The organism is Streptomyces sp. G45 (assembly GCF_049542095.1).
Taxonomy (GTDB): domain Bacteria; phylum Actinomycetota; class Actinomycetes; order Streptomycetales; family Streptomycetaceae; genus Streptomyces.
In genome coordinates, this window is sequence record NZ_JBMUZU010000001.1 from 7061521 (window position 1) to 7079001 (window position 17481).

At 73.8% G+C, this 17481-nt stretch carries 13 protein-coding genes and 2 pseudogenes; 3 read left to right on the top strand and 12 right to left on the bottom strand.

Translation table 11 applies throughout. The features are described from left to right. Nucleotides 1-233 precede the first annotated feature (233 nt). The 7 genes from ACOBQU_RS29920 to ACOBQU_RS29950 all read right to left on the bottom strand — a co-directional run bounded on the left by ACOBQU_RS29920 (nucleotide 234) and on the right by ACOBQU_RS29950 (nucleotide 7671). Complete coding sequence (locus ACOBQU_RS29920) at nucleotides 234-1223, bottom strand: zinc-dependent alcohol dehydrogenase family protein (RefSeq protein ID WP_423631280.1); 990 nt, start codon at nucleotides 1221-1223, stop codon at nucleotides 234-236. Beyond that, nucleotides 1220-2068, bottom strand: coding sequence for a carbohydrate ABC transporter permease (locus tag ACOBQU_RS29925; protein ID WP_423631282.1), 849 nt, complete (start codon nucleotides 2066-2068; stop codon nucleotides 1220-1222). The genes ACOBQU_RS29920 and ACOBQU_RS29925 overlap by 4 nt, the downstream gene beginning before the upstream one ends. Next, a complete protein-coding gene (locus tag ACOBQU_RS29930) occupies nucleotides 2065-3015 on the bottom strand; it encodes a carbohydrate ABC transporter permease (RefSeq protein ID WP_423631283.1) in 951 nt (316 codons plus the stop codon). Before ACOBQU_RS29930 ends, ACOBQU_RS29925 begins: the two co-directional genes overlap by 4 nt. Next, nucleotides 3012-4397, bottom strand: coding sequence for an ABC transporter substrate-binding protein (locus ACOBQU_RS29935; RefSeq protein ID WP_423631285.1), 1386 nt, complete (start codon nucleotides 4395-4397; stop codon nucleotides 3012-3014). Before ACOBQU_RS29935 ends, ACOBQU_RS29930 begins: the two co-directional genes overlap by 4 nt. An 80-nt stretch (nucleotides 4398-4477) precedes the next feature. Further along, nucleotides 4478-5239 carry a DeoR/GlpR family DNA-binding transcription regulator gene (locus tag ACOBQU_RS29940; protein WP_423631287.1) on the bottom strand — a complete coding sequence of 254 codons (762 nt, stop codon included), beginning with the start codon at nucleotides 5237-5239 and terminating at the stop codon, nucleotides 4478-4480. 312 nt (nucleotides 5240-5551) lie between these two features. After that, nucleotides 5552-6760, bottom strand: a complete 1209-nt coding sequence (locus ACOBQU_RS29945; protein ID WP_423631289.1) for an alpha/beta hydrolase family protein — start codon at nucleotides 6758-6760, stop codon at nucleotides 5552-5554. A 101-nt stretch (nucleotides 6761-6861) separates the two neighbouring features. Continuing rightward, nucleotides 6862-7671: an NAD-dependent epimerase/dehydratase family protein gene (locus ACOBQU_RS29950; protein WP_423631292.1), complete on the bottom strand. Its 810-nt coding sequence runs from the start codon at nucleotides 7669-7671 to the stop codon at nucleotides 6862-6864. A gap of 248 nt (nucleotides 7672-7919) precedes the next feature. On the opposite strand from ACOBQU_RS29950, the gene ACOBQU_RS29955 reads away from it, so the two are divergent. The 3 genes and pseudogenes from ACOBQU_RS29955 (at nucleotide 7920) to ACOBQU_RS29965 (ending at nucleotide 11438) form a co-directional block, all read left to right on the top strand. Next, nucleotides 7920-8870: a 5-dehydro-4-deoxyglucarate dehydratase gene (locus ACOBQU_RS29955; protein WP_423631293.1), complete on the top strand. Its 951-nt coding sequence runs from the start codon at nucleotides 7920-7922 to the stop codon at nucleotides 8868-8870. Next, nucleotides 8867-10029: pseudogene (locus ACOBQU_RS29960) on the top strand (hypothetical protein); the annotation flags it as partial. The gene ACOBQU_RS29955 and the pseudogene ACOBQU_RS29960, both read left to right, overlap by 4 nt. A 53-nt stretch (nucleotides 10030-10082) precedes the next feature. Then, a complete protein-coding gene (locus tag ACOBQU_RS29965) occupies nucleotides 10083-11438 on the top strand; it encodes a S28 family serine protease (RefSeq protein WP_423631294.1) in 1356 nt (451 codons plus the stop codon). 51 nt (nucleotides 11439-11489) lie between these two features. Here the strand turns inward: ACOBQU_RS29965 and ACOBQU_RS29970 are convergent, their stop codons facing one another. The 5 genes and pseudogenes from ACOBQU_RS29970 to ACOBQU_RS29990 form a co-directional block, all read right to left on the bottom strand. Then, nucleotides 11490-12941 (bottom strand): peptidoglycan D,D-transpeptidase FtsI family protein, encoded by a 1452-nt coding sequence (locus ACOBQU_RS29970; protein WP_423631295.1) that lies wholly within the window; start codon nucleotides 12939-12941, stop codon nucleotides 11490-11492. Between the two features lie 195 nt (nucleotides 12942-13136). Further along, a complete protein-coding gene (locus tag ACOBQU_RS29975) occupies nucleotides 13137-13799 on the bottom strand; it encodes a response regulator transcription factor (RefSeq protein ID WP_423631296.1) in 663 nt (220 codons plus the stop codon). A gap of 80 nt (nucleotides 13800-13879) precedes the next feature. Next, nucleotides 13880-15151, bottom strand: a complete 1272-nt coding sequence (locus tag ACOBQU_RS29980; protein WP_423631298.1) for a sensor histidine kinase — start codon at nucleotides 15149-15151, stop codon at nucleotides 13880-13882. Between the two features lie 329 nt (nucleotides 15152-15480). Beyond that, nucleotides 15481-16473: pseudogene (locus ACOBQU_RS29985) on the bottom strand (hypothetical protein); the annotation flags it as partial. Between the two features lie 100 nt (nucleotides 16474-16573). Further along, the gene (locus ACOBQU_RS29990) at nucleotides 16574-17347 is read right to left on the bottom strand and encodes an IclR family transcriptional regulator (RefSeq protein WP_423631300.1); all 774 of its coding nucleotides are present in this window, start codon (nucleotides 17345-17347) and stop codon (nucleotides 16574-16576) included. Nucleotides 17348-17481 lie beyond the last annotated feature (134 nt).

Sequence of the window (17481 nt, forward strand, 5' to 3'; positions counted from 1 at the left end):
GTCATGCCAGTCGTAACGACCGGGGGGACTTTGCCGTTCCCTTACCCCTCCACCGCCTTCCGCCGGGTTCCCTCGCGGGGACGCCCCAGACCCGCCCCTTTCCCGAAACCAGGGGGCCAGCCCCCTGGCACCCCCGGAAATCGGCCTTCGGCCTCGTCCTCAAACGCCGGACGGGCTGGATCCAGCCCGTCCGGCGTTTGAGGACGAGCCGCGGAGCGGCGATCGAGGGGGCTCTACGGGACCACCAGGATCTTGCGGCCCTGGCCGGAGGCGAATCGGGACAGGGCCTCGGGGTACTGGGCCAGCGGCAGCCGGTCGCTGATGAACACGTCGGGATCGAGCACCCCGGCGGCGAACAGCTCCGCTGCCCGCTCGTAGCTGTGGAGGACGGCCATCGACCCGGTGATGGTGATCTCCTGGTTGTAGATCCGGTAGGGGTCGATGGTGACGCGCGTCGCGTAGTCGGCGACCCCGAACTGGAGGAACGTACCCGCCTTGGCGACCCGCCCGATCCCGTCCTGGATGGCCGCCGCGCTCCCCGTGGCGTCGATGACGACGTCCCACCCCTGCGGTCGGTCCAGCTCGTCCGCGGACCCCGCGGAGCCGGACGCCCCGAGCCGCACGGCGGTGGCGAGCCGCTCGGGGTTGAGGTCGACCACGTCGACGCCTGCCGCGCCGGTGCGCTTGGCCAGCTCCAGCATCATCAGGCCCATGGTCCCGGAGCCGTAGATGAGGATGTGCGCGCCGAGCCGGGCGCGCAGCACGTCGTAGCCGCGCACGGCGCAGGACAGGGGCTCGATGAGGGCGGCGTCCTGGGTGCGGACGTGCTCGGGCAGCCGGACGCAGTTGGCGACGGGCGCGACGGCGTACTGGGCGGCGCCCCCGGCGCGGGTCACGCCGATGGCCGCCCACCGGTCGCACAGGTTGTTGTGCCCGCTGCGGCACTGGCGGCACTCGTGGCAGTACAGGGAGGGGTCGACGGCGACGCGGTCGCCCGCGCGCAGCTCGGTGACGTCGGCCCCGGTCGCCACCACCGTCCCGGCGAACTCGTGCCCCGGCACGACCGGCAGCGTGGGCGCGAACTCCCCTTGCAGGATGTGCAGATCGGTCCCGCACAGCCCGCACGCGGCGACCTCGACGACGACGTCGCGCGGCCCCGGAGTGGGGTCGGGCACCTCGCCGACGACCGCGCTGCCGACGGACTCGATGATGGCGGCCTTCACTTGACGGCTCCCAACGACAGGCCCTGGACCAGCTTGTCCTGGGCGGCGAACCCCGCGGCGAGCACCGGCAGGGAGATGACGAGCGACGCGGCGCACACCTTGGCCAGGAACAGGCCCTGGCTGGTGATGAAGCCGGTCAGGAACACGGGCGCGGTCTGGGCGACGACGCCGGTGAGCACCCGGGCGAAGAGCAGTTCGTTCCAGCTGAAGATGAAGCAGATCAGGGCGGTGGCGGCGATGCCGGGCAGCGCGATGGGGGCGATGACCCGGGTCAGGACGGTGGGCAGGCGGGCCCCGTCGATCCGCGCGGCCTCGATGACGGCGACGGGCACCTCGGCCAGGAAGGACTGCATCATCCACACGGCGATCGGCAGGTTCATCGAGGTGTAGAGGACGACCAGGAGCCAGATGTTGTCCAGGAGGCCGGTGTCCTTGGCGAAGAGGTAGAGCGGGAGGAGGCCCGCGACCACCGGCAGCATCTTCGTGGACAGGAAGAAGAAGAGCACGTCCGTCCACTTGCGGACGCGGCGGATGGACAGCGCGTACGCCGCGGGGAGCGCCAGGAGGAGGACGAGCAGGGTGGACGCGGTCGACGCCACCAGGGAGTTGATCAGCGACGGCCAGGGGCTGGCGCCGCCGTCGGAGCCGAAGAACTCGCGGTAGCCGTCGAGGGTGAGGGAGGCCGCGAGGGACGGCGGGTTGGTGGCGGCGTCCTCCTCGGAGTGCAGGGACGTCAGCGCCATCCAGGCGATGGGCAGGAAGAACAGCACGCCCGCGAGCCAGGCGGCGAGCCCGAGCCCCGCCCCCTTGAACCGGCGGGTGCGACCGGGGGTGGGGGTGTTCACGCGCGCGTCGCCTCCTCGCGGAACAGGGACGACACCACGCGCAGCGCGAGCGTCGCGATGACCAGCGAGCCGATGACGACGAGCACCCCGGCGGCGGACGCCAGGCCGTTCTCATGGGCCTGGTAGAAGCTCTGGTACACGGTGTAGGGCAGGTTCGCCGTGCCGAGGCCACCGGAGGTGATGGTGAAGACGGCGTCGAAGTTCTGCACGATGTAGATCGAGCCGAGCAGCGCGCCCAGCTCCAGGTAGCGGCGCAGGTGCGGCAGCGTCAGATGGCGGAAGACCTGCCAGTCGCCCGCGCCGTCCATGCGGGCCGCCTCGACCAGCTCGGGGTCGCGGCTCTGCAGCCCGGCCAGCAGGATCAGCATCATGAACGGCGTCCACTGCCAGATCAGGGCCAGCTCCACGGCGAGCAGCGGGGTGTTGGAGACCCAGTCGGGCTGGGCCGCGCCGTCCCCGCCCAGCCACCGCAGGACGCCGTTGAGCAGGCCGTACTCCGGGTTGTAGAGCACGTGCTTCCACAGCAGCGCGGCGGCGACCGGCACCAGCAGGAACGGCGCGATCAGCAGGGTGCGGACCGCGCCGCGGCCCCGGAAGCGGCGGTCCAGGAGCAGCGCGAGACCCAGGCCGATGACCAGGCTGGCCAGGACCACGGCGGCGGTCAGGACGACCGTGGTGAGCACCGACTCGCGCAGGTCCGGGTCGGTCAGGACCTCCTCGTAGTTGGCGAGGCCGGTGAACTCGCGGGCGTCGGGGTAGAGCGCGTTCCAGTCGAAGAAGGAGATCACCAGGGTGGCCACGAACGGCAGCTGGGTCACGGCGATCATGAAGACGAGGGCGGGGAGCAGCGGCGCCCGGGTGGCCCAGGCGCGCAGCCGGGCCGAGCGGCGGGCCGCGGCCGGGGCCGGGCGCGCCGGAGCGAGGGGGGTGCTCGTGGTGGCGGTCATCGTCCCTCGTACTCCTCGGAGATCTTCTCGGCGAGGTCCTGGGCGCGGTCGAGGGCCGCGGCGACGGAGGTGCGTCCCGCGATGGCCGCGCTGATCTCCTGCGAGACCTTGGTGCCGAGGTCGGTGAACTCGGGGATGCCGACGAACTGGATGCCGGGCGCGGGCCGCGGCTGGAGGCCCGGGTCACGGGGGCGCGCGCCCTCGATCGCGGCCCGTGTCACGCCCTGGAACGCGGCCGCCTCCTTCCGGTAGCGCGGGTCGTCGTACGTGGAGGCGCGCTTGCCCGCGGGGACGTTGGCCCAGCCGGTCTTCTCGCCGACCAGTTCCTCGTACTCCTTGCCCGCTGCCCAGGAGATGAACTTCCAGGCCTTGTCGGAGTTCCGGGAGGCCTTCTGGATGCCCCAGGCCCAGGTGTAGAGCCAGCCGGAGCCGGAGGTCCGCTCGACGGGCGCGGGCACATAGCCGATCTTGCCGCGCACCGGGGACTTCGCGGACTCCAGTGACCCGGCGGCGGCCGTGGCGTCGTACCACATGGCGGTCTTGCCCTGGGTGAGGTTGTTGAGGCACTCGGCGTACCCGGACTGGGCGGCTCCGGACTGGCCGTGGGCGCGCACCAGGTCCACGTAGAAGCGGGTGGCCCGCTCGAACTCGGGGGAGTCGAGACGGGCCTTCCAGTCCTTGTCGAACCAGGTGCCGCCGAAGGTGTTCACGACGGTCGTCAGGGGCGCCATGACCTCGCCCCAGCCGGGCAGGCCGCGCAGGCAGATGCCCCTCATGCCGTCCTGGGCGCCGTCCACCTCCTTCGCCAGGGCGGCGACCTGCCGCCAGGTGGGGCGCCGGGGCATGCTGAGTCCGGCCTTGGCGAACACGTCCTTGCGGTACATCAGGAACGACGACTCGCCGTAGAACGGCTCTCCGTAGAGCTTGCCGTCCTCTCCGGTGAGGGACTGGCGTATCGGTGTCAGGATGTCGTCCTGGTCGAAGGCCCTGTCCTTGCGGGCGTAGCCGCCCAGCTCGCGCAGCCAGCCGTTCTTCGCGTAGATCGGTATCTCGTAGTTGCTGAGCGTCGCCACGTCGTACTGGCCCGCCTGGTTGGCGAAGTCCTGGCTGATCTTGTCGCGGACGTCGTTCTCGGGCAGCACGGTGAAGTGCACCTCGATGCCGGTGTCCTTGGTGAAGTGGGCCTTGGTGAGCTTCTGCAGCTCCATCATCTGCGGGTTGTTGACCATCAGTACGGTGATGGCGTCGCCGGAACCGGTCCCGCCCGCCCCGGCCCAGCAGCCGGTCAGCGGCGGGGCGAGCAGCGTCCCTGCGACGGCCGCCACGAGCAGGCGCCGCGGCGCGCGCGGCGTGGGTGGCCTCCATCGGCTGGGGGTTCGCATGAGTCGCTCCTGGACGAAGAGGAGAGGAAGGGGTGGGGGAGAGGTGGGGGGGTACGGGTGAGGTGTGTGGGGGTGGGCGGTCAGACGCGGATGACCTGCGGGCCGAGCAGGGAGTAGCGGTGGGCCTCGGCGGCGGGCAGGCGGCTGCTCGTCACGATGGCGTCGAGGTCGCCGACGCCCGCGAACCGGCAGAAGCCGCTGGCCCCGAACTTGGTGTGCACGCCCGCGAACACGGCCCGGCGCGAGGCCCGCAGCGCCTGGGCCTTCACCTCGCTGACCGCGGGGTCGGGGGTGGTGAGGCCGTGGGCGCGCGAGATGCCGTTGGCGCCGATGTAGGCGAGGTCGATGACGAACCCGGCGAGCATGCGGGTCGCCCAGTGGTCGACGGTCGCGAGGGTGCCCGCGCGGACCCGGCCGCCGAGCAGCAGAACGGTGAAGCGGTCGCACACGGCGAGGGCGCCCGCGGTGGCGAGGGAGGCGGTGACGACCGTCAGTTCGCGGTCCTGGGGCAGGGCCTCGGCGATGAGCTGGGGCGTGAAGCCCTCGTCGACGAAGACGGTCTCGGCGTCGCCGAGGAGTCCGGCGGCGGCCGCGGCGATCCGCCGCTTCTCCGGTACGTGCGCGGTGGTGCGGAACGCGAGGGTCGTCTCGAAACGCGCGCTCTCCACGGGGTAGGCGCCGCCGTGGGTGCGCCGGACCAGGCCGTGGTTCTCCAGGGTGCGCAGGTCGCGGCGTACGGTCTCCTTGGCGACGCCGAGTTCGGTGGCGAGGGCGCCGACGTCGACGGACCCGGAGCGGCGGGCCACGCGCACGATCTGCCGCCGCCGCTCTTCCGCCGCCATCCGGCTGCCCCTTCCCCTTGATGGCCCCTCGACGGCCCCTCGATGGCTCCTCGATGCCTCTCGATGGCCTCTCGCTGACCCTTGGTGGCCCCCTGGTGGCCCTCTGGGTGGCCCCTAGGGGGTCGCTGGTGGTGCCCGTTCGGGCCCGTGGGGAAGTTCTACCGGGCGCGCAGGGCACCTACCAGGCGCGGAGGTGTCCTGATGGTGCCCGTTTGTGCCCGCTTCGCGCGGCCGTGGCCTGCGGAGCGGGCGGCGGGTGTGCCCGTTCGCGGTGCGGGCGGCGCCCGTTCGCCGCCCGCACCAGGGGTGGGGTCAGGGCTGGTGGAAGCCGACCTCCGGGTGGGCGGGGGTCGGGCCGTCGAGGATCGGCCGGTCGACGCCGCGCAGGTGCCGGTCGTAGAACGCGCCGACGTAGGCGCGGGTGATCTGCTCGGCGCGCCTGCCGGAGATGGTGGCGTCGGGGTCCTCGTCGGCGCCCAGCTGTTCGAGGACGACGGGAGCGTCGGTGAAGGTGAAGTGCCCGGAGCCCGCCACCGTCAGCCAGCGCTTCCAGCCGTCGAGCCGGGCCCAGGCGTCACGCCAGTTGTAGGGGCCGTCGGGCTTGGTGGTGGTCTCGGTGCCGAGCATCAGGAAGGGGCGGCGCAGGCCGTCGGGCAGGATCTGGAAGCCGCCGTCCATGTTCGCGCCCGCCCGGACGCGCCGGTCGGTGTTCATCAGGGCGGCGGAGGCGGCGCCGCCGATGGAGTGGCCGCCCGCGCCGACGCGCCCGCGGTCGATCATCCTCGCGTGCCGCCAGGTGGCCTCGCGGTCCTCGCCGGGCTCGGCGGGCCGGTTGCCGACGAGGTGGTCCAGGACGAACGACAGGTCCTTGGCCCGGTTCGCGGTGATGCGCGCGCCGGGAACGCCGGAGTCGGGGTCGCAGCCGACGCAGGGCGGCACCCGGCCCTTGTCGAACTCCGCCCCGGCCGCCTCGTGGGCGTGGTCCACCGTCGCCACCACATAGCCGCGGCTGGCCAGGTCCTCGGCGAGGTGGGTGAGCGTGGAGCGCGGCGCGGTGAACCCGGGCGAGAGCACCACCAGCGGGAACCGGCCCGGCGCGGTGGGCGCGCCGGTGCGGGCGTGGGTGCGGGTCGCGCTGTACGCGGCGGCCGGGACGTCCAGTTGGTAGTGCGCGAGCATGGCGCGGGCGGCCTTCTCGGACGTGTACCGGGTGGCGTGACCGCCGTGGCCGCGCGCCGGGTAGTACAGCGACGTCATCAGTTCCCGCGGCTTGCTGGGGTCCCACAGGTCGCGGCGGCCGGTGTCGACCAGGTGCAGGGTGTCGCGGCCCACGGCGAACGCGCCGGTGGGGCGGGGCAGTTCGGGCCGGGTGGTGGCCGCCTCGGCGGCGGGCCGGTCGGGGGCCGCGGGGGCGGCGACGGCGGCCGTCGCCCCGGCCAGCGGCAGGGCCAGCGCGAGGGCGAGCGCGGCGCTGAGGGCGCGCCCGCGGGCGGTGCGCGAGGTGCGTGCGGTGTCGGTCATGGCGACTCAGGCTAGGCAGCGGCCCGTCGCCGGTCGTCGCCCTCGGGTCTGACCCGTGCGGGACCGTGGTCGTAGGGCGCCCTCCGCTCCCAGGATGAGCCTCAATGCGGCCACACTGGCGGATTCGTGCAGAAGCGCCCGCCGAGGTGCGCGTGGGCGGGGTTGGCCGGGTCGAGTTCCCCGTGCTCGGCGACGAGCTTGTCCGCGTACGCCTCGGAGTCGTCCCGCGGCTCGTAGCCGAGCGCGCGGGCCGGGCCGAGGTCCCACCACAGGCGGGTGTTGGCCGACGAGCCGTACACCACGGTGTGCCCCACGTCCGGGGCGGTGAGCGCCGCGTGGAAGAGCCGGGCGCCGTCGGCAGGCGACATCCACACCGACAGCATCCGCACGTCGGCGGGTTCGGGGAAGCAGGCGCCGATGCGCACGGACACCGTCTCCACGCCGTGCTTGTCCCAGTAGAACTGCGCCAGGTCCTCGCCGAAGGACTTCGACAGGCCGTACAGCGTGTCGGGGCGGCGCGGGGTGTCGAGCGGGATGAGCGGGTCGTCGCCGACGGGCCGGGGCGTGAAGCCGACGACGTGGTTGGACGAGGCGAACACCACGCGCGGTACGCCCTCCTCGCGCACCGCCTCGTAGAGGTGGTAGGTGCCTTCGACATTGGCCTTGAGGATCTTGTCGAAGGTGGACTCCAGGGAGATGCCCGCGAGGTGCAGGACCGCGTCGACGCCGCGCACCGCCTCGCGCAGCGCGGCCCGGTCGGCGAGGTCCACGGTGAGCGCGCCGGGCTCGCCCTCGACGGGGCGCACGTCCAGCGGCCTCAGGTCGTAGCCGTACGCGGGCAGCAGGCCGCGCATCAGCGTGCCGAGGCCACCGGCGGCGCCGGTCAGCAGGACGGTGCGGGGAGCGGGCATGCGGCGTTCTCCTCGTTCTCCTCAAGGCGTACGCGTGCGTGGATGTGGTTCACAACCATGGACACGCTAGGCAGGGGCGGTCCGGGAGTCAAGGGGGACGCGGGCGCGCCAAGTCCGTTCCCGAGGTGCGCGGTTGGGCGCTTGACCGGGCTCGCGGGGGGTCTTAGCGTGGGCCCGTTCAGGAGTATGGACATGAATCAGAAACGTGCACGGCGTATGACAGCGTGCGCGCTTGAGTAGGAGAGCCCGTGACGTCAGCTCGCCCAGGTCCCCTCGCCGCCCGGCTCCGCGTCCCCAGCGGGCCGCTGTTCTTCCCCGTCACGCCGTTCGCCGCCGACGGGTCCGTGGACGTCGACGCCTTCCGCCGCCATGTGCGCGGGGGAGTGGAGGCGGGCGCCGCCGCCGTCTTCGCCTGCTGCGGCACCGGCGAGTTCCACGCGCTCACGCCCGAGGAGTTCCAGCGGTGCGTCGCCGCCGCCGTCGAGGTCACCGGGGGCCGCGTCCCGGTGGTGGCGGGCGCCGGGTACGGCACCGCGCTCGCCGTCCGCCACGCCCGGCTCGCCGAGGACGCGGGCGCCGACGGCCTGCTCGCGCTGCCGCCCTACCTGGTCGCGGCGCCCCAGCGGGGCCTTCTGCGCCACTACCGCGAACTGGCCGCCGCCACCCGTCTCGACGTCGTCGTCTACCAGCGCGACAACGCCGTGTTCACCCCGGACACGGTCGTCGAACTCGCCCGCACCGACGGCGTCATCGGCTTCAAGGACGGGCTCGGCGACCTGGACCTGATGCAGCGCGTCGTCAGCGCCGTGCGCGCCGAGGGCCCCGGCGACTTCCTCTACTTCAACGGCCTGCCCACCGCCGAGCTGACCGCCCTCGCCTACCGCGGCATCGGCGTCACGCTGTACTCCTCGGCCGTGTTCTGCTTCGCCCCCGACCTCGCGCTCGCCTTCCACCGGGCGCTGAACTCCGGCGACGACACCACCGTCCACCGCCTGCTCGACGGGTTCTACCGGCCCTTCGCCGACCTGCGCGACCAGGGCAGGGGGTACGCGGTCTCGCTGGTCAAGGCGGGCGTGCGGCTCGGCGGCCTGGACGTCGGCGGGGTGCGCCCGCCGCTCGCCGAACCCGCCGACGACCACCTCAAGCGGCTCGCCGAACTCGTCGAGCGCGGCCGCGCCCTGCTCGGGACCGCTCCGTGAAGGCCTCGGCGTTCCTCTACCCGTGGGACGTCGTCGGCGACCCGGACGCGCCCGCCCGCATCGCCGACCTGGGCGTGCGCCAGGTGACCCTCGCCGCCGCCTACCACTCCACGCGCGCCCTCACCCCCGCCATCCCCGCCACCGCGTGGTCACGGCCGCGCACGCCGCCGTCCTGTACGAACCCGACGCCCACCGCTGGCGGGGCCGCGCCCCGCGCCCGTACCCGGCAGGCGACTGGGCCCCGGGCGACGCCTACGGACAGGCCGCGAAGGCCCTGGCGGTCGCCGGGCTCGACGTGCACACCTGGGTCGTCCTCGCCCACAACTCCCGCCTGGGCGCCGAGCACCCGGACACCTGTGTGGTCAACGCCTACGGGGACCGCTACCCGTGGGCCCCCTGCGTCGCGCGGCCCGACGTCCGCGCCTATCTCGTGGACCTCGCCGCCGAGGCCGCCGCACGGCCCGGCGCGGGCGGCACGGAACTGGAGTCCTGCGGCTGGTACGGGCTCGCGCACCTGCACGCCCACGACAAGACCGCGGGCGTCGGCCTCGGCGACGCGGGCCAGTACCTGATGTCGCTGTGCTTCTGCGCCGACTGCCGCGAGGGGTACGGGCGCCACGGCTTGGACCCGGACGAGCTGGCCGCCGCCGTGCGCGCCGCGCTCGCACCCGTGTGGCGCGGCACCGAGCCCACGCCGGGCTGGACCGGGGTCGAGGAACTGCTCGGCGCCGCGACGGCGGCGGCCACCCGCGCCTTCCGCGACGAGGCCGCCCGCACCCTCCAGGAGGCGGCCGTCGCCGCCGTGCGCGCCGCCGCGCCCGACGGCTTCCAGGTGCTGCTGCACGCCGACCCGCTGTCGTACCGCTGCGGGGCGAACGCCGGAGTGGACCCCCGGCACATCCTCTCCGTCGCCGACGGCGTGGTCGTGCCGTGCGCGCAGGGCCCCGACGCCCTCGCGCCGTTCGCCGCCCACGCCCACGAGCGCACGGTCCTCGCCGCGAACCTCACCGTCGTCGCGGGCCTCGGCGGAAGCCCCGGCACCCTCGCCGCCGACGCCGCGCGCGCCCGCGCCCGGGGCGCCACCGAACTGCGCCTCTACCACGCCGGATTGGCCTCGGACCAGGACCTGGCGCAGGTCACACAAGCCCTGTCGCACCTCCACGCGCAGCGGTTACCATCCGCGCACCACACGACGCCCTCAGAGGAGAAAAGGTGCGCAACAAGGGGATATCCGCGCTGATCTGCGCCGCACTCACCGCGGGCGCGGCCGTCGTCGCGACCGCCGCGCCCGCCGCCGCGCGGACCGGCGCGCAGACCGGCCCCCAGCGGGCCGCCGCGGCCGACATCCGCGACCGGCTGGAGAAGATCCCGGGCATGACGGTCGTCTCCGTCGCCGACAAGGAGGGCCACCCCCTCTACTCGCTGACCTACCGTCAGCCCGTCGACCACCGGCGCCCCCACGGCGCCACCTTCACCCAGCGCCTGACCCTCTGGCACAAGGCCACCGACAAGCCCACGGTCCTCTACACCAGCGGCTACACGCTGGCCTCCCGCACCACCGCCCTGACCACGCTGATCGACGCCAACCAGGTCAGCCTGGAGCACCGCTACTTCGAGGAGTCCCGCCCCTCCGGCGCGCCCGGCCGCGACTGGACCAAGATGACCGTCGAGCAGGAGGCCGCCGACGAGCACCGCATCACCCGGGCGCTGCGCACCATCGAGAAGGGCAAGTGGCTCGGCACCGGCGCCAGCAAGGGCGGCATGACGGCCACCTACCACGAGCGGTTCTACCCGGACGACCTGGACGCCGTCGTCGCGTTCGTGGCGCCCAACGACGCCAACAACAAGGACGACACCGGCTACGAGCGCTTCTTCAGGACCGTCGGCACCCAGGAGTGCCGCGACGCCCTGAACGCCGTACAGCGCGAGATGCTGGTGCGCCGCGACGCGCTGCTGCCGAAGTTCGAGGCGGACGCGAAGGCGAAGGGCCAGACCTTCCACGAGACCCTCGGCACCACCGACCGCGCCTACGAGTTCGCCGTCCTCGACCAGGTGTGGAACTTCTGGCAGTCCGGCACCGCCGCCGACTGCCCGACCGTGCCCGACGCCAAGAAGGCCACCGACGACGAGCTGTACGACTGGTCGAAGGGCCACGGCCTGAGCGTCTACCACGACGCCGAGCTGGGCGCCAACGGCACCGGGCCCTACTACCGCCAGGCCGCCACCCAGCTCGGCTGGGCCGACCTGAAGTTCACGCACCTCAAGGGCGTCCGCCACTACCCGGACATCTACCAGCCCAACTCGGTGCTGCCCGCCGCCATGCGCGGCACCTACAACAACCGGACCATCGCCGACGTCGACCGCTGGGTGAAGACGCGCGGCCAGCGGATGATGTTCATCTACGGCCAGAACGACCCGTGGAGCGCCGAGCAGTTCACGCCCAGCCACCGCGACTCGTACAAGTACGTGGTGCCGGGCGCCAACCACGGCGCGAGCATCGCGAAGCTGCCCGAGCCGCAGCAGTCGGAAGTGATCGCCACCATCAAGCGCTGGGCGAACGTGAAGTAGCCCGCGGCGGGGGCGCGGCCGTCGACCGCCGCGCCCCCGCGAGCCCCGCGGCTACCGCAGCGCCGCCCGCATCATCGCCTTCGCCACCGGGCCCGCCAGGCCGTTGCCGCTGACCTCGGAGCGCGCCGCCTTCGACGACTCGACGATCACCGCGACGGCGACCTCCTTGCCGTCGCCGCCCTTGGCGTATGACGTGAACCAGGCGTACGGCGTCTTGCTGTTGTTCTCGCCGTGCTGGGCCGTGCCCGTCTTGGCGCCGACCGTCGCGCCGTCCATGCGGGCGCTGGTCGCCGTGCCCTTCTCGACGACCGTGCGCATCGCCGACTGGAGCTGCTCGGCCGTGGACTCGCTCATGACGCGCTCGGCGCCGTCGTCCCCGTCGTAGGACTGGAGGACGTCGCCGCCCGCGTCGGTGACCTTGTCCACCATGTGCGGCGACTTCAGCTCGCCGCCGTTGGCGATCGCCGCCGACACCATGGCGATCTGCAGCGGCGTCGCCGTCACGTCGAACTGGCCGATGCCGGTCAGGCCCGTGCTGGCCTTGTCCATGTCCTTCGGGTAGACGCTCGTCCAGGCGCGCACCGGCACGTCCAGCTTGTCGGCGTTGAAGCCGAACTTCTCCGCCTGCGCCCGCACCTTGTCCTGGCCGAGGTCCACGGCGAGCTTGGTGAAGACGTTGTTGCACGACCACTGGAGGGCCGTGCGCAGCGAGGCGTTCTCACACGGGGCGGACCTGATCTCGTTCGGGATGGACGTGCGCGTGCCGGGCAGCGTCCACGGGTCGGGGCTGTCGGTCCGCTCGTCGACCGAGTCGTACAGGCCGTCCTCCAGGGCCGCCGCGGCGACCACCAGCTTGAACGTCGAGCCGGGCGGCAGCGGCTGGCGCATCGCCCGGTTCACCATCGGCTTGTCCTCGTCGCCCTCGGTCAGCTGCTTCCACGCGTCGCCGCCGCCGGTGCCGCTGATCCGCGACGGGTCGTAGCTCGGCGTGGAGACCATGCCGAGGATCCGGCCGGTCTTCGGGTCGATGGCGACCGCCGCGCCCTTCTTGTCGCCGAGCGCCGCGAACCCGGCCTTCTGCACCGCCGGGTCGATGGTGGTCACCACGTCACCGGGGTCGGCGCGCTTGTTGGTCAGCACGTCCATGGGGCTCTTCAGACGGGTGTCGGAGCCGTCCAGGACGTCCTGGTAGACGCCTTCGAGCTGGGTGACGCCGTACACCGGCGAGGTGTAGCCCGTGACCGCCGCGTACAGCGGGCCGTCCTTGTACGTGCGCTGGTAGGCGAGGTCGCCGCTCTTGGTGCGCTTCGAGCCGGTGACCGCCTTCCCGCCCACGACGATGTCGCCCAGCGGCGCCGAGTACTGCGCTATCGCCTTGCGTCGGTTCAGCTTCTCGTCCGCGATGGCCTTCGCGTCGTGGAACTGCACCCAGGTGGCGCGCGCTAGCAGCGCGAGCACCAGGAGCAGGGCGAAGACCGCGGCATGCCTGATCGTCTTGTTCATCCCCCACAAGGACGAGCACGGGGGAGCGAATCGTTCCTGCCTTGCGCGGGTGTGTCCGATTTCTCAGGAAGTCTTCAGGAACCTGCGAGGTCTTCAGGAACCTGCGAGGTCTTCGGGAACCTGCGAGGTCTTCAGGGACCTTCGAGGCCTTCGGGAGCCCACGCGAGGGGGAGGCTCAGGGGGGCTCAAGGGGGCTCAGGAAACCGCCTTCATGAAGCCCGCCTCGTACGCGGCGATCACCGCCTGCGTGCGGTCGCGGGCGCCGGTCTTCGCGAGCACCGCCGCCACGTGCGTCTTCACCGTCGCCGGGCCCACCTCCATGCGCGCGGCGATCTCCGCGTTGGTGAGCCCGGCCGCCATCAGGCGCAGCACCTCGCTCTCCCGCCCGGTGAGCCGCGCCACCCAGGGCGCCCGCACGGTCGTGGCCCGCGCGTGCTCGGCGGCGAGCGCCCGCACCGCCGCCGGGAACAGCAGCGAGTCGCTGCGCGCGACCAGGCGCACCGCCCCCACCAGCTCGTCCGCGTCGGCCCGCTTCAGCAGGAACCCGGACGCTCCGGCGCGCAGCGCCTCGTACACATAGGCGTCGTTCTCGAAGGTCGTCACGACCACCACGCGCGGCGGGGCGTCCATGGTGCGCAGGATCTGCTCGGTGGCGCGGATGCCGTCGACCTCCGGCATGCGTACGTCCATGAGGACCACGTCGGGCCGCAGCTCCCGTACCACGGAGACCGCCTCGGCGCCGTCCGCGGCCTCGCCGACGACCTCGAAGCCGGGCTCGGCGCTGAGGATGACGCGCAGCGCGGTGCGCACCATGCGCTCGTCGTCGGCGAGCACGATCCGCAGGGGGGTGTCGGTCATCGGGGTGCCTCCAGGGCGGTCGGTGGACGGGGCGGCGGTACGGGGTCACGGGGTCGGCCCGGCGGGGTCACGGGGTCGGGTCACGGGGTCGGCTTGAGGGGGAGGCGGACGCGCAGCCGCCACGTGCCGTCCGTGGCGCCGGACTCGGTGGTGCCGCCGAGCAGCTTGGCCCGCTCGGCGACGCCGCGCAGGCCGTGGCCGCCGCCGGGGCGCGGACTGCCGGGCGGTGGCGCGTCGGGCAGCGGGTTCTCGGCGGTCAGGTCGAGGCCGGTGGCGTCGCGGGCGATGCGCAGGGTCACGGTGGTGCCGGGGCCCGCGTGCTTGAGGGCGTTGCTGAGGGACTCCTGCACGATGCGGTAGGCCTCGCGGGACACCATCGGCGGCAGCGCGTCGGCGCCGCCGGGGCCGAGGTCGACGGCGGCCTCCACCCGCAGGCCGCCCGCGCGGGTGTGGGTGAGCAGGCCGTCCAGGTCGGCGGCGAGGGTGGGCGCCGGGGTGGTCGCGGCCCGCTGGTCGCCCTCGCGCAGCACGCCGAGGACCGCGTCCAGCTCGCCGACCGTGCGCCGGGTGGTGTCCTCGATGGCGGCGAGCGCCTCGCGCACGAACTCCGGGTCGTGGTCGAGGACGCGGCGCGCGGCGCTCGCCTGGAGCGTGACGGCGCTCAGCGCGTGGCCCACCGAGTCGTGCAGCTCCCGGGCGAGCCGGTTGCGCACGGCGAGGTCGGCGGCGCGCCGCTCGGCCTCGGCGAGCCGGTCGGCGGGCGTCGGCCCGAGCAGCGGCGGCGCCCAGCGCGCCAGCAGCGCGCCCGAGCCCGCCGCGCACCCGGCGAGCGCGACGAGCGACACGGCGCCCGCGACCGGCGCCACGGCGAGTGCCCACGGCTCGTGCAGGGAGGCGGGGAACCCCAGCCAGGAGTCCGCGAGCCCCACGGCGACCGGCAGCGCGATCAGGAACGTCGCGAACGGCACCAGCGCGAGCGTCATCCCGCTGATGATCCCGCCGAAGCCGAGGTGCAGCGTGAACCAGGCGACCGCCCGCCCGCGCGCCGCCCGGCTCCGCGGCGGCCCGTCGGCGAGCGCCTCGTCCGGCACCGAGCACAGGGCCCGCACCGCCGCCACCGACATCGGCCGGGTCAGCGGGAACAGGGCGGTGATCGCGGCGAGCGGCAACCCGAAGGCGAAGGCGACCAGTTGGGCGGCGAACGAGCCGAAGAGCCGGTCGTCGTGGAAGAGCGGCCCGGAGGCGATCGAGCCCACGAACACATACGGCATGGCGAGCGCGCCGCCGAGGATCAGATGGATCCACCGCCGTCGCGCCCGCCGCCCGAACAGGGCCGCCCCGAGCCGCCTCACACGCCCCCACCGCCACCGGCCCCACCGCCACCGGCCCCACTGACGCGCCGCCCCGCGCCCGCCGTGCCGAGCCCCGCGCTCGCCGTGCCGAGCCCCGCGCTCGCCGTGCCGAGCCCCGCGCTCGCCGTGCCGAGCCCCGCGCTCGCCGTGCCGAGCCCCGCGCTCGCCGTGCCGAGCCCCGCGCTCGCCGTGCCGAGCCCCGCGCCCGCCGTGCCGAGCCCCGCGCTCGCCGCGCCGAGCCCCGCGCCCGCCGAGCCGAGCCCCGCGCCCGCCGCGCCGCCCCCCGCACCCACCGCGCCCGGAGCGCGGCTCGTGCCCGCCGTGCCCGCCGCCAGGCGCCCCGTGCCCGCCGCCAGGCGCCCCGCGCCCACCGCGGCCACGAGCAGTCCGATGATCATCTGCACAGCGTAGGACAGGACCATCGCCCCCGTGGGCCGCTGGGTGACGTCGGCGGCAGCGCCGAGCGAGGTGAGGAACTGCCAGGCGCCCCAGCACCCCACCGCCCCGGACCCCACCCAGGCGAGGGCGAGCGGCACCTTCACCGGCAGCCGGGGCGCCCCACGGAAGGCGAGCAGCAGGGCGCCCGCCACGGCCACCGCCAGGTAGGCGGCCTCCAGCGCGCGCAGCACCGCGAAGTCGGCCGTGTGCTCCTGCCCGTCGTTGAGGCCGAGGGAGGAGCCGCCCGCCCAGAGCAGCCGCAGGGCGGCCGGGTACAGGGCGAGGACGGCCGCCGCGACCGCGCAGGCCCGCGCGCGGCGCCCCGGCGCGGGCAGCTCCCGCGTCCGGCCCCGCCACAGGTGCCCCCACCGGTCGCGGGCGTACAGCGCGAACAGCGGGCCGAGGCTCAGTCCCTGGAGGATGAAGCCCCCGTACACCACTCCGAAGACCCACTCGTCGAGGAACGCCCGGCCGCCGTCGCTCCCGTCGGTCGTGGTCACGGAGCCGCCGAGCGCGCGCACGGCGAGCTGCGCGGGGAACCCGGCCATGATCGGCGCGAGCAGCCCGGTGGCCGCCCACATCGGCAGGACGAGCAGCCAGGCCGGGACGCGGCGCCCCCAGGGCCGGGTGAGCAGCAGCGCGAGGACGATCACGGCGGCGTCCATGAGCACGGTCACGGAGTTGGCGACGATCATCAGGCCGCGGTGGTCGAGGAGGGAGCTGCCCTCGGGGATGCCGAGGTGGCTCCCGGCGATCCAGGCGGCCTTCAGGGACAGGTACGGCAGGCAGGAGGCCACGGCGACGGCGCGCAGCGCCCGGCGGAGCCCGCTGGGGGCGCCGCTCGCGGGGAGGGCGGCGGCGGTGGGGACGAGTGCTTCGCTCATGGCTCCACGCTCCCGCGCGGCCGGGCCCCCTGGCCTCCTGCGTGCCGACGAACCGCCTCCGCCGCGCGGGGGAGGCGGCCCGCCCGGAGAACGGACGAGGTCAGAGGCGCCGCGTGGCGAGCGTCAGCCGGTCGCGGGCGTCGAACAGGGCGTCCTTGACCATCTGCTCGTGCGCGGGCGTGAGCCGCGCCACCGGCACCGAGCAGCTGATCGCGTCCCTGGCCGGGGTGCGGTAGGGGATGGCCACGCCGAAGCAGCGCAGGCCCAGCGTGTTCTCCTCGCGGTCCACGGCGAAGCCCTGCTCCCGCACCGTGCGCAGCTCCTCGATCAGCTGCTCGCGGTCGGTGATCGTGTTCTCGGTCAGCGACGGCAGCGTCTCCGGCAGCAGCCCCCGCACCTGCTCGTCGGTGTACGTGGCCAGCAGGGCCTTGCCGAGCGACGTCGAGTGCGCCGGGAGGCGGCGGCCCACGCGTGTGAAGGGGCGCAGATAGTGCTGGGACTGGCGGGTGGCCAGATACACCACGTTGGTGCCGTCGAGCCGGGCCAGGTGGATGGTCTCGGTCGTGTCGTCCTGGAGCCGGTCGAGCGTGGGCCGGGCCGCGGCGACGACCTCGTCCCCGTCGATGTACGACGTGCCGACGAGCAGCGCCCGCACCCCGATGCCGTACCGCGTGCCGGTCGCGTCCGTCTCGATCCAGCCCAGCTCCACGAGCGTGCGCAGGAGCATGTAGAGGCTCGACTTGGGGTAGCCGACGGCCTCCTGCACATCGGCCAGCGAGTGCATTCCGGGGCGGCCCGCGAAGAACTCCAGCAACTCCACCGTCCGCACCGCGGACTTGACCTGTGCGCCCCCGCCCGTCTCGGCACCAGCCATCGCCCTTGACCCCTCACGTCCGAAGAGAAATAGTCTCCACTGTCCCCCGCTGATTCAGCGACGGAGACCGCGTTCAGCATATCGAACGGCCTTGGCGAGCGGCAGGCAAGCGGCACACAGCGGCCCATGGCGGC